Below are 15,424 nucleotides of genomic sequence, written 5' to 3' on the forward strand. Positions count from 1 at the left end.
AAGATGGAACGGATCGACAAAGCACCATCGCCGGTCGCCGTGTTCGCGACGATCAGCGGGCTTTATATTGCCCAAAGCGTAATTGGCGGCATGACGTGGACGGGCTTACCGGCGATCATGCGCGACAACGGCGTATCGCTCGACCAAATCGGCCTTGTTTCGCTTATCATTCTGCCTTGGGCGCTCAAATTTCTCTGGGCACCCACAGTGGAACGTTTCCGGCTGCCGCCAGCAGGTAGAACCCGAACCGCCACCATCATTCTGGGCGGCGGATTCCTGTCCGTTCTCTGCCTGCTTGTCATCGGCTTCATCGATCCGGGTCAAGTCTATCTGCTGCTCGGTATTCTAGCGGTTGTGGCCTTTGCCACAGCCACCGTCGACATAGCCTGCGACAGCTATGCCGTTCAAAGCCTGTCGCCGGAAAACTACGGTTGGGGCAATGCGGCTCAGGTGGGTGGTGCCTATCTGGGGTCGGCCATCGGTGCCGGCGCCTTTCTCATCCTTGTCGACAGGTTTGGATGGCATATTGCGATCTGGACGATGGCAGCAGTTCTGGTGATGCTTGGTTTGCCTTTCGCTTTCTTGTCACGCGGGCGGGACACAGCAGAAGACCGTTCGCACACCCCTTCCCTGCTGGCCGCGTGGCGGCGACCGGAGATCAGACGCGGTCTCGCAGCTGCAGCAGTCTACGTGATTGCGCAAAAGACTGGTCTGGCAATGCTCGGACCATTTCTCATCGATGCAGGTCTGGATCTCACCACCGTCGGTATCCTGAACGGAGCCGGCAGCATGTTTTTGGGCCTTGCTGCTGCATTGGCAGGCGGCGGGCTGGTTCGCGCTTTCGGAGTTCGCAGCATTCTGGCGGCGGCTCTGTTGCTTCAGGCGTTCTGTTTCCTGTTCTTTGCTCTGCATTCAGCTGACAAGAACGCAGGCATTGCACTCATTGCCGTTGCAGTGATTAGCTCGTCAGGTGTGGTAGCACTCGGTTTTGTCGCTCTTTATGCCCAATTCATGCATTGGTCAGATCCAAAACAAGCAGGTGTGGACTTCACCTTGTTCCAGTGCATGGATGCTCTTGTCAGCATGGCGGGTGGCGTCGCATCTGGCTTTCTGGCGCAGCATTTCGGATATGGGCCGTTCTTTGCCTGCTTTGGTGCGATCGCGATTTTCGCTGTCCCGCTGATGTGGAAACTCTGCCGCCCCAAAGTAACGAATTAGCTCCCCGGAAAGAGCAATTTTCCTCAATAGTTTAACCTATTTCTGACAAATAGCCGCTATCCTGAAATGCGCCTATCTATCGGGGAAAACCATGGCTTGGAAATTCATGTTTGCAAGTGCCGTCCTTGCTATAGCTCGGACAATGCCGCGAGTCTTCGTTGCACCTGCCGGACCAGCTGTGACCTCCGACAATGCCATGGAGATGGAACTCAAGTCCGCGCCAATCAATCCCGATTGGATACTTGAAGGTAATCCGCAGGCGCGAGCCTGCGAGCAATCGGCAAGCAAAGATCGCGCCGCCTACACCGCGATCTGGGATTGCACTGCGGGCACATTCCGCTGGTATTTCGGCTGGGATGAAACCGTCTATATTCTGGAAGGCGAAGTACACGTTACCGACGCAGATGGCGGGACCCGCACTTTGCGGGCTGGCGACGTTGCCTATTTCCGCGGCGGTACATGGGCAACCTGGAAAATCGACAACTATCTGCGTAAGGTCGCCTTCATGCGACGTACCTTGCCAGAGCCCGCATCATTCATCTATCGGGCGAGCGATGCCGCAAGACGGCGCCTGGGACGCAGCAAAGGGGCGCCCTCTCCTGACGACCGCTTATAATAGTTGCGGCGCTGATCGTGGCCCCTCAGATTGACGGCTGCCGTCACTATTCTGTATAAACGCACAGCGGTACTTGCCGTGCATGATGGGAATGGGGTTCTCCCGAAACTGCCACCAATTGGCTGATGACTCCTGCTTGAATTGAAACAGGAGAAGAGTGCGTCGCAAGACCTCTCGAAGCGGGATGCCATGTCAAGCTTCCAAAGGTAACTGACCGAAGCTCTATCCATTATTGAATGGACACAGAACAATGCAAGCAACCCTGATGGTGGCGCTCGGCGGAGCGATCGGAAGCGTCGCGCGATACTGGTTGGCCGTGTTGATGTTACCTATAAGCCGTGAGCTTCCCTGGGGAACCATCGTCATCAATATTGTCGGCTCTTTCGCAATTTCGTTCTTCGGCGCATTGACGCTGGAACAGGGCCGTTTTCCTGTACCGGAAATCTGGCGCATCGCCTTTATGGTTGGCGTGTGCGGCGGTTTCACCACTTTCTCGTCTTTCAGTCTGCAGACAATGGATCTTCTACGCGCTGGCCAACCCGGAAAAGCTCTATTCAATATCGGCTTTTCGGTCGTGCTTTGCCTGATCGCCGTATGGCTCGGACTTCTCGCCGCAGAACGCTTCAACGGCGGTATTGAGCAGGTCGCACAGAATGTGATCGAAGAAGAAGCATCATGAGCAAATGGACACAGAACAATGCAAGCAACCCTGATGGTGGCGCTCGGCGGAGCGATCGGAAGCGTCGCGCGATACTGGTTGGCCGTGTTGATGTTACCTATAAGCCGTGAGCTTCCCTGGGGAACCATCGTCATCAATATTGTCGGCTCTTTCGCAATTTCGTTCTTCGGCGCATTGACGCTGGAACAGGGCCGTTTTCCTGTACCGGAAATCTGGCGCATCGCCTTTATGGTTGGCGTGTGCGGCGGTTTCACCACTTTCTCGTCTTTCAGTCTGCAGACAATGGATCTTCTACGCGCTGGCCAACCCGGAAAAGCTCTATTCAATATCGGCTTTTCGGTCGTGCTTTGCCTGATCGCCGTATGGCTCGGACTTCTCGCCGCAGAACGCTTCAACGGCGGTATTGAGCAGGTCGCACAGAATGTGATCGAAGAAGAAGCATCATGAGCAATATGTGAGAAACAATGGCGGAGGGGGTGGGATTCGAACCCACGGTACAGTCTCCTGCACGCCGGTTTTCAAGACCGGTGCCTTAAACCGCTCGGCCACCCCTCCAGGCAATTGTTTTATCTATGCTTTTCCGCATTGTGCAAAAGCAGCAAACCGAAGCAAGCTATCGATTTGCGCCCAATCGCTCAGCGAGTGACTTCTTAGCAGTTTTTCTTCTCGCGTCAACGTGCACTGTTTCATTTGCTAGCATTCTGTCCCGGCAAACGAAATTAGCAGCAGGACTAGATCTCAGGAACTTGATCCGGCCGTCGAAAATGCAACTTTCAATGCCAGCGCCATGGCCAGCGGTAGAAACCGCGCTAGATTCTCTCAAGCAGCCTCAATCGCAGATTGCCGTTCCGGCATGATTCAACACGGAGGAATCCCCATGCAACACAAAATCCAGGAAGACATGGAAGTCATCGGCGCCGATGGCGTGCATGTCGGCACAGTCGACCACATTGAAGATAACCGCATCAAGCTGAAAAAAACCGATAATTCCGGCCTGCACAGCGACCACCATCATTATATCGAACTCGGTTTTGTTGCCGACGTCGAAGGCGACAAGGTGAGACTTTCTGCCAATGCCGATGTAGCGGTAACCCTGGAGGAAGAAGCCTCAGGCCGTCCGGTCGATCTCTGAAGCCAGTCTCAATACCTGCTCATAACACGCGGCCAAAGGCTGCCGTGTTATGAGCCCCTTCCACCTCATCTGCCTTGCCCACCGGTTTTCTGCATTGTTGCAGTTCGAGACCTCGATCTGATAGAAATTTATTGTCAAAACGCCGCAAGGAAGCGACCGGGCTTGTCCTTCGCCATATTGCAGCTTAAACATGAGTATAATAATCAAAATAAGAAGATGGGAAGCTATGAGTCTGGATTCCGTAAAGGCATTTTTTGCAGCAAAAGCGCCTGAAATCGAAGTGATCGAACTGCCGACGAGCACCGCCACAGTCGTTCTTGCCGCCGAAGCCCATGGTGTTGAACCAGGGCAGATTGCCAAGACACTTTCTTTTTCGGCCAAGGACCAGACGATACTCATCGTTACGCGTGGTGATGCGCGTATCGATAATCGCAAGTTCAAGGATCAGTTTGGAACCAAGCCGCGCATGCTGGATGCCGAAACCGTTCTTGCTGAAACCAGCCATCCGGTCGGCGGTGTATGTCCATTCGGTCTGCCAAGCGCCCTGCCCGTTTACTGCGATGTATCATTGAAGAGTTTCGAGGAAGTCGTGCCTGCCGCCGGGGCGACCAACAGCGCCGTACGCATTGCTCCGCACAAAATGGCGGAACTGGTCAGTGCCGAATGGATAGACGTCTGCCAGTAGGCCGAAATGGGCTGTCGCAGCGGATCTGGGAGGAACTCGCAGTTAATTGATGCCGGTAACAACTTTTCCCCTTTAAAGGTGAGAAAAGACTTCATATATTTTAAGAATGATTCTAAAGTGGGTTAAGAAACAGATATCCGCTTTAGCGCATGATCCGATTGAGCCTTGAACCTTTCTGGATCGAAAATGCGACAAGACCAGAATTTTGGAGCAACTCCGAAACAAACCGAAACAAGGAATACGCCGCTTTCGGTTAGGAATTGCGGACTCAAGGATTGGAGCATCATCGTCCTCACTATCGAGGCATGGAATCGCTCCGAGACGTGTTGAAAGGAACAGTGATGCGTCTTACCCGCCAGACGAATTATGCCGTTCGTATGCTCATGTACTGCGCTGCCAATGACGGCAAGCTCAGCCGCATTCCAGAAATTGCGCGTGCCTACGGTGTCTCTGAACTGTTTTTGTTCAAGATTCTTCAGCCACTGGTTGAGCATAAACTCGTGGAAACTGTACGCGGCCGCAATGGCGGCGTGCGCCTCGGACGTGCCGCAAAAGACATTTCGCTGTTCGACGTCGTGCGTGTAACCGAAGAAAACTTCGCCATGGCAGAGTGCTTCGAAAATGAAGCCACCGAATGCCCGCTCGTTGATAGCTGCGCGCTAAATTCAGCGCTCCGCGAAGCGCTCAATGCCTTTTTCGGCGTGCTGATGAAGTACAGCATTGCAGACCTCGTCAAGGCGCGCCCGAATGTGCGGCACTTGCTTGGTCTCGATGAAATGGAAGAAGAGCGCGTAGCTAGCTGATAGTTCACCGCAAGACCAGAAACGAAAAGGTCCGGCTTTATGCCGGACTTTCTTATTTTGCGGCTGCGCGATACGCAGATTGCGGCAATACGAAAGGAACACCCTTTTCCGGCGGAACGCCCACGCGCAACGAGCATTCATAAACACGTTCGAGCCGCTCGTCGGTCAATGCTTCGCGCGGCGTGCCCATCGCGTCGAGCTTGCCCCTGTTCATGACCGCGATACGGTCGGCAAACATGGCAGTCAGGTTGAGATCATGCAGGATGGCGATCACCCCACCACCTGCTGCGGCAAAATCCTTCGCAATCTCCATCACCACGATCTGGTGACGGATATCGAGACTTGAAATCGGCTCGTCCAGAAAGAGATACCGCGGCTTGCCGTCCACGACCGGTTTCCAGACCTGGCAAAGAACGCGTGCAAGCTGTACCCGCTGCTGTTCTCCGCCGGAAAGTTCCTGATAAAGCCGACCACCGAAGCCAGCGAGATCAACCCTTTGCAGGGCGAGATCGGGCAAGCGCTTTTCTTCATCACGAGAAACGCCGCTATAGCCGCCGGTAAGCCCGATCTTTACGATCTCGCGAACCGTGAAGGGAAACGACAAGGCGCTTGCCTGCGGAAGCACTGCCCGGCGCGCCGCCATCTGCCACGGCTTGATTTCAGCGAAGGACTGGCCATCCAGATAGGCGGTTCCTTTGTAAGCGATGTCGCCGGAAAGTGCGCGCAACAGCGTGGTCTTGCCGGAACCATTCGGCCCCACGATGGCGGTCACCTCGCCCGGCTCCGCCGAAAAAGCGATGTCGCTGATGATGGTCTTGCCCGACAGGCTTACGCCCAATGCCTTTGTTTCAATCATGATAGCCTCACAGATCAAGCAGGCCGCGCTGGCGCAGCAATATCCAGAGGAAGAACGGTGCGCCGAAAAGCGCGGTGATGATGCCGATCGGCAATTCTGCCGGAGCCACAATCGTGCGACTTACCGCATCCGCCAGAAGCAGAAGCGCAGCGCCCAACAAAGCTGACGCTGGCAGGAGATAACGATGGTCCGGCCCGATGCTGAGGCGCAGCATATGCGGCACAACAATGCCGATAAAGCCGATCCCGCCTGCAACGGCCACCGTTGCGCCGGTAGCAGCAGCCACCGTGACGATGGCGATGTTTTTGATGCGCTGCACCTGAATGCCAAGATGACCAGCAGCAGCCTCACCCAAAGCCAGTGCATTGAGACCACGAGCGAGCAAAGGTGAAACCACCAGAATGATGGCGATGACTGGCCCTGCAGCGCCAATCTTTGCCCAGGTAGAACCAGCAAGCGAACCGAGGCCCCAGAATGTCAGATCCCGCAACTGCCGGTCATCGGCCAGATAGATGAGCGCGCCGGTCGCAGCGCCCGCCAGGGCACCAAGTGCAATACCTGCAAGCAGCATGGTTGCAACAGATGTGCGTCCGCGACGCGTCGCGACACGATAGAGCAGCAAAGTACTGGCAAGACCGCCCAGAAATGCGGCCAGAGGCAACGCATAGACACCGAGGATCGCAATAACGGGTGCAAGAAAAGTGCCACCCAGAACGATCATCGATACTGCGCCAAGGCCGGCACCGGCAGACACACCGACAAGCGCCGGATCGGCCAGCGGATTGCGAAACAGGCCCTGCATCACAGCCCCGGAAACGGCGAGCCCAGCCCCGATCAACATGCCCATGACGATACGCGGCAGGCGGATTTCCATGATGATCAGATGATCGCGACGAAATGCATCCGCACCTTCGGCTGCGCCGGAGGAGGTCAGAGCGCGCAGCACAGAAAGCACGGACGCATCCGAAGCACCTGCTGTCAGGCTGAACAGTGCCGCAATGCATAAAGCCACGGCGAGCAATAGGATGGTGAGCCGTGCACGAGCCGCCCGGTCCCCCGTGACATCACGTTCGGAGGTAGTGACTTCATTATCTGAATGACGCGCTGCAAAGCGCTGTTCGCTCGCTACGCGACCTTGGCTGGTCATTTCGAATATTCCTTGCAATCAGGCTTGCATGTCCTTCAAACGTGCAAGCCCGATCATGTTATTGCGCTGAGGAAGCGCCGTAGAGTTTTGCTGACAGGTCACGAATGGCAGCGCCGGTCCGCGGCCCAAATCCCAACAGATAGGTTGCTTCCATCGACACGACATTCTTGTCGCGGCCCGCCGGTGTCGCGGCAATAACGGGATTTTTCAACAGCGATTCCGGCGTCATCCCGTCCGAACCCGTATCCATCATCAGGATCATGTCGGGCGCGGCTTTCTCGACAGCTTCGTCGGTCAGCTGCTTATATCCGTGATACTCGGTGATGACGTTTTCGCCACCGGCAAGCTCGATCATGCCGTTGGCCGCCGTGCCTGTGCCCGATGCCATCATGCGCCCGCCAGGAGCCGACAGCACGAAAAGCACACGCTTGCGTGAACTGTGGCCGGACGCGGCCTTCTCAGCGGCGTCAATATCGCGCGAAACTTCGGCGGCAAGCGTCTTGGCCTTATCTTCCAGACCGAGAGCTTTGCCCACGATCTCGATTTTCTTGACGACGCTTTCGCCGGTATAAGTTTCCTGCACGACGATCATCGGCACAGATGCTTTTTTCAAAACATCCAGCGTGTCCTGCGGACCGCTGCCCTCAAGGAGCAGAATGCCGGTCGGATTGACCGAGAGCACGCCTTCGGGCGCAAGCTGGCGCATATAGCCGATATCCGGCAGCTTCTTTACGGCATCGGGATAGATACTCGTCTGGTCACGCGCGGCGAGCATCTTTTCCGCACCGAGAGCGTAGACGATTTCCGTCAGCGAGCCGCCGACGGAAACAATGCGCGACGTGTCGCCGAAATGATCGACAGTCTCGGCACCTGCAGCACCACCAGCCGCCAGCGATAATGCCACGGCAGCCAGAGCAGCTCCGCGCGTGAAGCGCAAGGAAATGAACGACATTGCCGTCACCTCATGCAGCAGACGACTGCGGCAGACGCGGAAGATTTTCCGCGATCATGCGCCAGTCGGCCAGCTCCGCTTCGCCTTCATGACGCTCGCCGAAGAACTGAACAATCAGTTCGCCATTGGCATCATAGGCCTCCAGCGATGTCACATGACCGTCCTTCGTCGGCTTGCGCACCACCCAGACGTCGGCAATGTGATCGACGCGCAGGTGCATATGGAACGTCGGGTCCAGTACGTTAAGCCATGGGCCCATCATCTTGATCTCGAGGATCGGACCCGTATGAATCTGGATGCAGCCACGGCTGCCGACAAAGCACATGATCGGCAGCTTTTCCTGCACAGCATGGTTCATCATAGCCTCGACCGACGACGTATCGACACGCCAGGCAAAATCATGGCCGGCAAGATGCACGGCCTGATGACGATCCACGCCGAAATCCTTTAACAGGCCAACGAACTGATGCACATCGGTGAGAGCGCCCCAACGTTCACGGAATGCGTCGATATCGAGAAGCGATACGTCGACCTTCGGTCCTTTTGGCGCGAGAACGCTAGTTTCAATGACTGGGGACTGATCGTCCAGCAGCAAATCGTTGACGAGCGCCTCGTAGGCTTCAACGTTGGAAGCCGGACGCAGATGAATCTTGAAGACCGCCTCGCCCGTGGCGTCGAAGAACTGCAGGCTGCGGCGCGTTGCTTCGCCATCCTGCTTGGAAACCGCAAAACCGTGAACCCAATGCTTCGGGAAAATACGAAGATCGATTTCCTTGCCGAGCGCCAGCGAAGCATGTGGCCCCCAGATCGTCTTTTCAAAAGGCCCGATCTTCTCATGGACAACACTCTCATTGCGCGTCAGCGCCATGATTTCGCCGACGGCCCCAATACGATTCAACAGCGTTTCGACATCGGCGCGAACACGCCGCGCCGAAATCGGTGCCGTTGCATCTTGTCCGCAATGCGCTGCTACGAAATCGGCTTCTGATATACCGAGGCTCTGCGCAAAATCGCGTTCACGCATTTTCGGATTATCAGCCCGTGCCTTGAGAATCTGCTCTGGGGAGGGCTTGGAATGAGTCGTCATCTGATGGTTGCCTACTTGTTTAGGATGAGCTTGCCTTGGCGGGTGATCTTGAGGCGATAGAGCGAGCCGCCGTGCTCTATGCCCACTTCCCGGGAGCCGTCGAAGAGTTCGCGACTGCCATAGGTTTTCAGTTGCGGCTCAAGTGCATTCTCGCCGAAGCGAGGTTTTATCTGAGCCGGGACAGACCCGGTTGAATCGCCGCTGAGCTGGCTTTCAGGAATGCGATTTGCAGTTCTGTCGGAAACGGGTCCGCGCGGTAACCGCACCTGCATGTCGATATGGATTCGCCTGTTCATTTTCTCGCCTCAGCATCGACTTTCCACACGGTGATGACAGCAAATTTGTTTTGTTGACATCAATAGTCATGTTTATTAATCACTGCATTACTGGAATAATCGAGTCAAGTTTAAATCTCGCTTTTTCAGCGCAAGCCCGGAAGAAACCGTCTTCCCAGCCAGCACGCGGCCTTCTCTTGAGGGGGAAGTCATAAACAATTGAATTTTCTAGTTTCTTCGTCACCCGTCGGGTCGATGAAGCGTGTCTGGTTAATGAAGGAAACATTGGAAATGCGGGCGACTGGTGGGGTTCACAAACGGTCAATTCTGGCGAGCACGGGGCTTGCTGTCATTCTAGTGGCGATGACGTCACAAGCCTTTGCGCAGGAACAGAAAGCCTCTGAAGAAGAAGCTGGCGTTGCGTTGAAGACGATCACCATTCGCCGGGCGACAGAGGCGCAGGCACCGACGTCCGAGGCGGCACCGGTCGGTAGGGTCGACCGCGAAGAGATCAATCGTTTCGGTGGCGCGAAGCTCGATGATGTGTTGCGTGGCACGGCTGGCGTGTTCACCTTGCAAAATGCGTCCAATCCGGGTGTCGCGGTCAATATTCGTGGTTTCGAAGGCTCCGGCCGCGTCAACATGATGATCGACGGCGTGCCGCAAAGCTATCGCAACACCGCGCACGATGCGCAGGGTTATGCCTATATTGACCCGAACCTGCTGTCGGAAATCGATGTGGCGCGCGGCGCCGTGACGACCGAAGGCGGAACCGGCCTTGCCGGCAGCGTCAATTTCCGCACGCTCGGCGTTGATGATGTCATTCTGGATGGCAAGGACAAGGGCGTCCTCGGCCGCGCTTCCTGGGGCAGCAATGGCACCGGTTTCTCTGAAATGCTGGCAGGTGCTGCCCGCGTCAATTCCATCGGGATTGTTGCGGCCATCAGCCGTCACGATTCCAGCGATTACAAAAACGGCGACGGCGCGACTGTCGAGAAGTCCGGCGAGGAACTGACCTCCGGTCTGTTCAAGGCTGAGTTCGGTCTTGGCGAAGACCAGAAGCTGACGCTTGGCGGTGTCCTCTACAACAACCACTACGGAACATATGCCAACGGCTACCGTCCGGGAACCTATACGATCTACGATATGTTCCTGCAGAACCGCACGTTCTTCGCACAATATAACTACAACCCGTCCGACAACGATCTCATCGACCTCGACGTCAACCTCTACCACAACAGCACGCTGCAGAACTGGGTGGGCGGCAATGGCAGCTACGTCGGGCGTCAAATTTCAACAGACACCACAGGGATGACCGCCTCAAACACGTCACGATTCACCTTTGGTGATGTAGCTGTCGCGTGGAAGAACGGCTTTGAAATTAATCGCGACAATGCTGGTGGCAACATTACTGGTGTCAACCCGACAGACGCCACTTCCAATCGCAGCGCGGTCTTCTCGGAAGCGACCTGGAACTATCAAGCCTTGCAGGTCATCACCGGCCTTCGCTACGATTATTTCAAGCTTGAGAGCGAAGACAGCTCCATTTCGAACAGCGATGGCGAACTCAGCCCCAAGGTCACAGTTGCCTATAACGTGACCGACTGGCTGCAGCCTTATATTACATATGCGCATTCCATGCGTTCGCCAACCTTGCAGGAAACCTTCCTTGGTGGCGTGGCCCATGCGGGTACAACAGGTTTGCGTGGCAATCCGGATCTACGCCCTGAAAAGCAGCGCGGATGGGAGTTCGGCGTCAATATCGCACGCGACGGCATATTTACAGCCGAAGACGGCCTGCGCATCAAAGCCAACTACTACATGATGCGTGTTGAGGACTACATCACCGCCTCCAGCACGAACAGCCAGTTCATCAATGTGGATGGCACTTCCGATGTGAAAGGCTTCGAACTTGATGCCCGTTACGATGCCGGCTTCGCCTTTGGTGGCATTGCTTACACGCACTCCACCTCCGAACTCCCGGAACAGACGGCGGGCCTCGGGGCAAACCAGTATCTGCCCGAAGATGTCGTAACAGTTACGGCTGGTGCACGCTTCTTCGAACGCAAGCTTGAGAGCGGTCTGCGCGTTCAGCATGTTTCGAGCGGCAGAAGCATCACAGGAAATGATACCGATCCCTATACGCTGGTGGACGTCTTCGCGAAGTACAAGTTCACTGACACGGTTGATCTTTCGCTTCAGGTGCTGAACATCACTGACAAGGAATATACTCCTGCTCTCAGCACTTATGGCTCTGGTCGCGGACGCACTTTCCTCGTCTCGACACAGTTCCAGTTCTAAACCTTTGAGAGGCGTTCTCGTCTCTCGTTCATGATCGTCGCATCTTCGAAGACCGACCAACCTGACCGCGGCGGCCTTCTGATCCCGAGATGTGACGCGGCGAGTGCAGCCCCTACCGCTGCACTCGCCAAAAGTTATATAAAGTAGCCAGTCCCAAACCTGATGGAAAAGGATCAGCAATGTTCATAGCCATGAATCGCTTCAAAGTTCGCGTCGGCAGCGAAACCGATTTTGAGACTGTGTGGAAAAACCGAGACTCCAAATTGTCCGAACTTCCCGGTTTTGAAAGCTTTCACCTCCTGCGCGGTGCGACCAACGAAGAGGAAGGCTACACGCTTTATGCCTCGCACACGGTATGGCGCAATCGCGATGATTTTGTCGCTTGGACCAAGTCCGAACAGTTCCGCGATGCTCATCGCAATGCTGGAGACAACAAGCCGATCTATCTCGGACCTCCGCAGTTCGAAGGCTTCAGCTCCGTTCTTGGCTCCTGACGCTCGGGAGAAACGCCTGTCCACAAGGTGCGGCGAAATAGCGCATAATGGCATGGCGGCGCCATTGGAACGCTGCCATGGCTATACTAAAATGACAATTATCGTTTAAAGATGGGTAGTTAACTCATATTTAGAATGATTCTAACTTATTGATTTTTAGAACGTTTCAAAAACATAAAAATTGACAGATTGGAGCCTCACCGGCCATAACCTGACTTAATTTGGTGGGTTTTATAAACACCACTTAAGTAATGCCTTTAATGTTCGGGCCTTTAACCCTTGCAGTTGGAGGAACCATTGACCGGTTCAGTTCGGCCTTGCGCCACAAGTGAAATAAAGCTGTCCATTTTTCAGGCCAGCAATATAGTAGAAATACGCAGTGAGCCGGTAAAGTCTCTCCATTTGGTGCTTTTTGCATCTGGTTTCTGCTTTACAGGCATGGGAGATAGTTTCTCATGCTAGTTTGCAGCTGCAACGTTATTACCGATAAAGACATTGAAGCCGTTGTTATCGAGCTTCTCGATCAGGATTGCTGGCAACTTATCGTTCCCGGCACCGTCTATAATATCATGTCCAAGCGCGGCCGTTGCTGTGGCTGCTTCCCAAACGTCGTGGAAACGATCATAAGGGTGACTGAAGAGTATCATCTTCGTCATAACCAAATGGACGAAAACGTGGTCCAGTTCATGGATCGTGTACGTTCTCTACGCGACAAATTCGGGAGTTCATGGAATGAAAGGCGAACCAAAGGTCATCGAGCGGCTTAACGAGGCACTGTTCCTCGAGCTTGGCGCTGTAAACCAATACTGGCTTCACTACCGCCTCCTCAACGACTGGGGCTTCACGCGTCTTGCCAAGAAGGAACGTGAAGAATCCATCGAAGAAATGCATCATGCTGACAAGCTGATTGACCGCATCATCTTCCTCGAAGGTTTTCCTAACCTGCAGACCGTAGCTCCGCTGCGCATTGGCCAGAACGTCAAGGAAGTTCTGGAAGCCGACCTTGCAGGTGAATACGACGCACGCGCTTCCTACAAGAAGTCTCGCGAAATCTGCGACGAACTGGGCGACTATGTTTCCAAACAGCTTTTCGATGAACTCTTGGCTGATGAGGAAGGTCATATCGACTTCCTTGAAACCCAGCTCGACCTCCTCGCCAAGATCGGCGAAGAGCGTTACGGCCAGCTCAACGCAGCTCCGGCCGATCAGGCTGAATAAGCCAAACTCGCCGAGTAAACAAAAGCCGGGGCTTTGCGCTCCGGCTTTTTTTATCATCTCAACTTTACCGTTGCCCCTTTATCGTGATATTGCGCGCCCAATTTTCCGAAATTCGCAAGGTATCACCATGAGCGCACCGCGCGTCAGTTTCGTTTCACTCGGCTGCCCGAAGGCGCTTGTCGATTCGGAACGCATCATCACCAGCCTCCGCTCCGAGGGCTATGAAATCTCCCGCAAGCATGACGGAGCCGATCTGGTCATCGTCAATACCTGCGGCTTTCTCGATTCCGCACGTGATGAATCGCTCGATGCGATCGGCCTTGCACTCAACGAGAACGGGAAGGTCATCGTAACTGGTTGTCTTGGCGCCGAACCCGATGTCATCCGTGAGCGCCATCCGAACGTGCTGGCCATCACCGGCCCCCAGGCTTATGAAAGCGTGATGAGCGCGGTGCATGAAGCCGCCCCTCCCGCGCACGATCCCTTTGTCGATCTGGTGCCGCCACAGGGCGTGAAGCTTACCCCGCGCCACTACGCCTATCTGAAAATTTCTGAAGGCTGCTCAAACCGCTGCTCCTTCTGCATCATCCCGGCGCTGCGTGGCGATCTGGTATCGCGCCCGATCGATCAGGTGCTGCGTGAAGCGGAAAAGCTGGTCAACGCAGGCGTGAAGGAAATCCTCGTCATCTCGCAGGATACGAGTGCCTACGGCCTCGACATCAAATATCAGGAAGCCATGTGGCAGGACCGCACGGTTCGTACCAAGTTCCTCGACCTCTCGCGCGAGCTGGGCGATATGGGCGTATGGGTGCGTATGCACTATGTATACCCCTACCCGCATGTCGATGAAGTCATTCCGCTGATGGCTGAAGGTAAGATTCTGCCTTATCTGGATATTCCTTTCCAGCACGCCTCACCGGCAGTTCTGAAAAACATGCGCCGTCCGGCACATCAGGAAAAGACCTCGCGCCGCATTCAGGCCTGGCGTGAAACCTGCCCGGATCTGGCCGTGCGTTCCACCTTTATCGTCGGCTATCCCGGCGAAACGGAAGAAGATTTCCAGATGCTTCTCGACTGGCTCGACGAAGCCAAAATCGAGCGCGCTGGCTGCTTCAAATATGAGCCGGTGAAGGGCGCGAAGGCTAATGATCTCGGCCTTGAGCAGGTTCCGGAAGAAATCAAGGAAGCGCGCAGGCATCGTTTCATGGCCAAGCAGCAGCAGATTTCGACCAATCTCCTCAAGAAGAAGGTCGGGAAGCGCCTGCCTGTCATTGTCGATGAGACAAACGGCACGATTGCCAAGGGCCGTACGCGCTACGATGCTCCGGAAATCGACGGCAGCGTTCACATCCAGTCGCGCCGTCCGCTTCGCGTCGGCGACATCGTGACGGTGAAGATCGAAGCGAGCGACGCTTACGACCTGCATGGCATGGCGGTCTGATGGCGGCGGGAGTTGCCATAGCGATCAGAAAAGCCGCAGCGGCTGACTTGGCGGCGATTGTCTCCATGCTTGCAGACGACGCACTCGGTGCACAGCGCGAAGATGCGAGCCTCCCCTTGCGGGATTCTTATCGCAACGCCTTTGCAGCAATCAATGCTGATCCCAATCAGCTTCTGGCTGTCGTTGAACATGATGGCGAGATCATAGGCTGCATGCAAATCAGCTTCATACCCGGCCTGTCGCGAATGGGCATGTGGCGCGGACAGATCGAAAGTGTGCGGATTGCAAGCCACATTCGTGGCGGTGGAATAGGCCGCCAGATGATCGGGTGGGCAATCGAGCAGTGCCGTGAGCGCGGCTGTGGTCTCGTACAACTGACGACGGATAAATCGCGTTCCGACGCGTTGCGTTTCTATCAGTCGCTCGGCTTCACGGATAGTCACGATGGCCTTAAGCTATCGCTTTAACAGGCAGATTTAATCCATTGTAAGAAAATAAAAAGGGCGCTTTGAGCGCCCTT

18 protein-coding genes, 1 tRNA gene and 1 riboswitch are annotated in these 15,424 nt (G+C 55.2%); of the genes, 13 read left to right on the plus strand and 6 right to left on the minus strand.

The features are described 5' to 3' along the window. Window positions 1-3: 3 nt before the first annotated feature. The 4 genes from MKS82_RS19845 (at window position 4) to crcB (MKS82_RS19860) (ending at window position 2,960) form a co-directional block, all read left to right on the plus strand. Window positions 4-1,218 (plus strand): MFS transporter, encoded by a 1,215-nt coding sequence (locus MKS82_RS19845; RefSeq protein WP_240579194.1) that lies wholly within the window; start codon window positions 4-6, stop codon window positions 1,216-1,218. Between the two features lie 91 nt (window positions 1,219-1,309). After that, a complete protein-coding gene (locus MKS82_RS19850; protein WP_109989387.1) occupies window positions 1,310-1,834 on the plus strand; it encodes a cupin domain-containing protein in 525 nt (174 codons plus the stop codon). Between the two features lie 78 nt (window positions 1,835-1,912). Next, a riboswitch (Fluoride riboswitch) is annotated at window positions 1,913-1,976 on the plus strand. Window positions 1,977-2,084: 108 nt separating this feature from the next. Next, complete coding sequence (gene crcB / locus MKS82_RS19855; RefSeq protein ID WP_109989978.1) at window positions 2,085-2,513, plus strand: fluoride efflux transporter CrcB; 429 nt, start codon at window positions 2,085-2,087, stop codon at window positions 2,511-2,513. Window positions 2,514-2,531: 18 nt separating this feature from the next. Beyond that, window positions 2,532-2,960 carry a fluoride efflux transporter CrcB gene (gene crcB, locus MKS82_RS19860; RefSeq protein WP_109989978.1) on the plus strand — a complete coding sequence of 143 codons (429 nt, stop codon included), beginning with the start codon at window positions 2,532-2,534 and terminating at the stop codon, window positions 2,958-2,960. A gap of 18 nt (window positions 2,961-2,978) precedes the next feature. On the opposite strand, the gene MKS82_RS19865 is transcribed toward crcB (MKS82_RS19860), so the two are convergent. Continuing rightward, window positions 2,979-3,068, minus strand: a tRNA-Ser gene (locus MKS82_RS19865). 322 nt (window positions 3,069-3,390) lie between these two features. Here MKS82_RS19865 and MKS82_RS19870 point away from each other — a divergent pair. The 3 genes from MKS82_RS19870 (at window position 3,391) to rirA (ending at window position 5,133) form a co-directional block, all read left to right on the plus strand. Further along, a complete protein-coding gene (locus tag MKS82_RS19870; RefSeq protein ID WP_109986615.1) occupies window positions 3,391-3,645 on the plus strand; it encodes a DUF2171 domain-containing protein in 255 nt (84 codons plus the stop codon). A 226-nt stretch (window positions 3,646-3,871) separates the two neighbouring features. Then, a complete protein-coding gene (locus MKS82_RS19875) occupies window positions 3,872-4,330 on the plus strand; it encodes a YbaK/EbsC family protein (RefSeq protein WP_109986614.1) in 459 nt (152 codons plus the stop codon). A gap of 341 nt (window positions 4,331-4,671) precedes the next feature. Then, complete coding sequence (rirA, locus tag MKS82_RS19880) at window positions 4,672-5,133, plus strand: iron-responsive transcriptional regulator RirA (RefSeq protein ID WP_109986613.1); 462 nt, start codon at window positions 4,672-4,674, stop codon at window positions 5,131-5,133. A gap of 52 nt (window positions 5,134-5,185) precedes the next feature. Here the strand turns inward: rirA and MKS82_RS19885 are convergent, their stop codons facing one another. The 5 genes from MKS82_RS19885 to hemP are packed head-to-tail and all read right to left on the minus strand — an operon-like array spanning window position 5,186 to window position 9,345. Then, entirely contained in the window at window positions 5,186-5,989 is an 804-nt protein-coding gene (locus MKS82_RS19885; protein ID WP_109986612.1) for a heme ABC transporter ATP-binding protein, read from the minus strand. Window positions 5,990-5,996: 7 nt separating this feature from the next. Further along, on the minus strand, window positions 5,997-7,136 hold the full coding sequence (locus MKS82_RS19890; RefSeq protein WP_109986611.1) for a FecCD family ABC transporter permease: 1,140 nt from the start codon (window positions 7,134-7,136) through the stop codon (window positions 5,997-5,999). Window positions 7,137-7,194: 58 nt separating this feature from the next. Continuing rightward, window positions 7,195-8,088 carry a heme/hemin ABC transporter substrate-binding protein gene (locus tag MKS82_RS19895; RefSeq protein WP_109986610.1) on the minus strand — a complete coding sequence of 298 codons (894 nt, stop codon included), beginning with the start codon at window positions 8,086-8,088 and terminating at the stop codon, window positions 7,195-7,197. Window positions 8,089-8,098: 10 nt separating this feature from the next. After that, the gene (locus tag MKS82_RS19900) at window positions 8,099-9,175 is read right to left on the minus strand and encodes a hemin-degrading factor (protein WP_109986609.1); all 1,077 of its coding nucleotides are present in this window, start codon (window positions 9,173-9,175) and stop codon (window positions 8,099-8,101) included. An 11-nt stretch (window positions 9,176-9,186) separates the two neighbouring features. Next, window positions 9,187-9,345: a hemin uptake protein HemP gene (gene hemP, locus MKS82_RS19905; RefSeq protein WP_306461002.1), complete on the minus strand. Its 159-nt coding sequence runs from the start codon at window positions 9,343-9,345 to the stop codon at window positions 9,187-9,189. Between the two features lie 324 nt (window positions 9,346-9,669). Between hemP and MKS82_RS19910 the strand changes: the two genes are divergently transcribed. The 6 genes from MKS82_RS19910 to MKS82_RS19935 all read left to right on the plus strand — a co-directional run bounded on the left by MKS82_RS19910 (window position 9,670) and on the right by MKS82_RS19935 (window position 15,371). After that, window positions 9,670-11,751 (plus strand): TonB-dependent receptor domain-containing protein, encoded by a 2,082-nt coding sequence (locus MKS82_RS19910; RefSeq protein ID WP_240579195.1) that lies wholly within the window; start codon window positions 9,670-9,672, stop codon window positions 11,749-11,751. Between the two features lie 179 nt (window positions 11,752-11,930). Continuing rightward, window positions 11,931-12,245: an antibiotic biosynthesis monooxygenase family protein gene (locus MKS82_RS19915; protein WP_109986606.1), complete on the plus strand. Its 315-nt coding sequence runs from the start codon at window positions 11,931-11,933 to the stop codon at window positions 12,243-12,245. 455 nt (window positions 12,246-12,700) lie between these two features. Beyond that, on the plus strand, window positions 12,701-13,012 hold the full coding sequence (locus tag MKS82_RS19920) for a (2Fe-2S)-binding protein (protein ID WP_109986605.1): 312 nt from the start codon (window positions 12,701-12,703) through the stop codon (window positions 13,010-13,012). Continuing rightward, the gene (gene bfr, locus MKS82_RS19925) at window positions 12,978-13,463 is read left to right on the plus strand and encodes a bacterioferritin (RefSeq protein WP_006468896.1); all 486 of its coding nucleotides are present in this window, start codon (window positions 12,978-12,980) and stop codon (window positions 13,461-13,463) included. Before MKS82_RS19920 ends, bfr begins: the two co-directional genes overlap by 35 nt. Before the next feature lie 127 nt (window positions 13,464-13,590). Then, window positions 13,591-14,904 (plus strand): 30S ribosomal protein S12 methylthiotransferase RimO, encoded by a 1,314-nt coding sequence (rimO, locus tag MKS82_RS19930; RefSeq protein ID WP_109986604.1) that lies wholly within the window; start codon window positions 13,591-13,593, stop codon window positions 14,902-14,904. Beyond that, entirely contained in the window at window positions 14,904-15,371 is a 468-nt protein-coding gene (locus MKS82_RS19935; protein WP_109986603.1) for a GNAT family N-acetyltransferase, read from the plus strand. Before rimO ends, MKS82_RS19935 begins: the two co-directional genes overlap by 1 nt. The last annotated feature ends 53 nt before the right edge of the window (window positions 15,372-15,424 follow it).

The organism is Ochrobactrum sp. A-1 (genome assembly GCF_022488005.1).
In the GTDB taxonomy this organism is placed as follows: Bacteria; Pseudomonadota; Alphaproteobacteria; order Rhizobiales; family Rhizobiaceae; genus Brucella.

What these genes read in the sequence shown, in the direction of transcription:
- MKS82_RS19845 (WP_240579194.1), top strand. Translation starts at nt 4, where the DNA reads ATGGAACGGATCGACAAAGCACCATCGCCGGTCGCCGTGTTCGCGACG.
- MKS82_RS19850 (WP_109989387.1), top strand. Translation starts at nt 1,310, where the DNA reads ATGGCTTGGAAATTCATGTTTGCAAGTGCCGTCCTTGCTATAGCTCGG.
- crcB (WP_109989978.1), top strand. Translation starts at nt 2,085, where the DNA reads ATGCAAGCAACCCTGATGGTGGCGCTCGGCGGAGCGATCGGAAGCGTC.
- crcB (WP_109989978.1), top strand. Translation starts at nt 2,532, where the DNA reads ATGCAAGCAACCCTGATGGTGGCGCTCGGCGGAGCGATCGGAAGCGTC.
- MKS82_RS19870 (WP_109986615.1), top strand. Translation starts at nt 3,391, where the DNA reads ATGCAACACAAAATCCAGGAAGACATGGAAGTCATCGGCGCCGATGGC.
- MKS82_RS19875 (WP_109986614.1), top strand. Translation starts at nt 3,872, where the DNA reads ATGAGTCTGGATTCCGTAAAGGCATTTTTTGCAGCAAAAGCGCCTGAA.
- rirA (WP_109986613.1), top strand. Translation starts at nt 4,672, where the DNA reads ATGCGTCTTACCCGCCAGACGAATTATGCCGTTCGTATGCTCATGTAC.
- MKS82_RS19885 (WP_109986612.1), bottom strand. Translation starts at nt 5,989, where the DNA reads ATGATTGAAACAAAGGCATTGGGCGTAAGCCTGTCGGGCAAGACCATC.
- MKS82_RS19890 (WP_109986611.1), bottom strand. Translation starts at nt 7,136, where the DNA reads ATGACCAGCCAAGGTCGCGTAGCGAGCGAACAGCGCTTTGCAGCGCGT.
- MKS82_RS19895 (WP_109986610.1), bottom strand. Translation starts at nt 8,088, where the DNA reads ATGTCGTTCATTTCCTTGCGCTTCACGCGCGGAGCTGCTCTGGCTGCC.
- MKS82_RS19900 (WP_109986609.1), bottom strand. Translation starts at nt 9,175, where the DNA reads ATGACGACTCATTCCAAGCCCTCCCCAGAGCAGATTCTCAAGGCACGG.
- MKS82_RS19915 (WP_109986606.1), top strand. Translation starts at nt 11,931, where the DNA reads ATGTTCATAGCCATGAATCGCTTCAAAGTTCGCGTCGGCAGCGAAACC.
- MKS82_RS19920 (WP_109986605.1), top strand. Translation starts at nt 12,701, where the DNA reads ATGCTAGTTTGCAGCTGCAACGTTATTACCGATAAAGACATTGAAGCC.
- bfr (WP_006468896.1), top strand. Translation starts at nt 12,978, where the DNA reads ATGAAAGGCGAACCAAAGGTCATCGAGCGGCTTAACGAGGCACTGTTC.
- rimO (WP_109986604.1), top strand. Translation starts at nt 13,591, where the DNA reads ATGAGCGCACCGCGCGTCAGTTTCGTTTCACTCGGCTGCCCGAAGGCG.
- MKS82_RS19935 (WP_109986603.1), top strand. Translation starts at nt 14,904, where the DNA reads ATGGCGGCGGGAGTTGCCATAGCGATCAGAAAAGCCGCAGCGGCTGAC.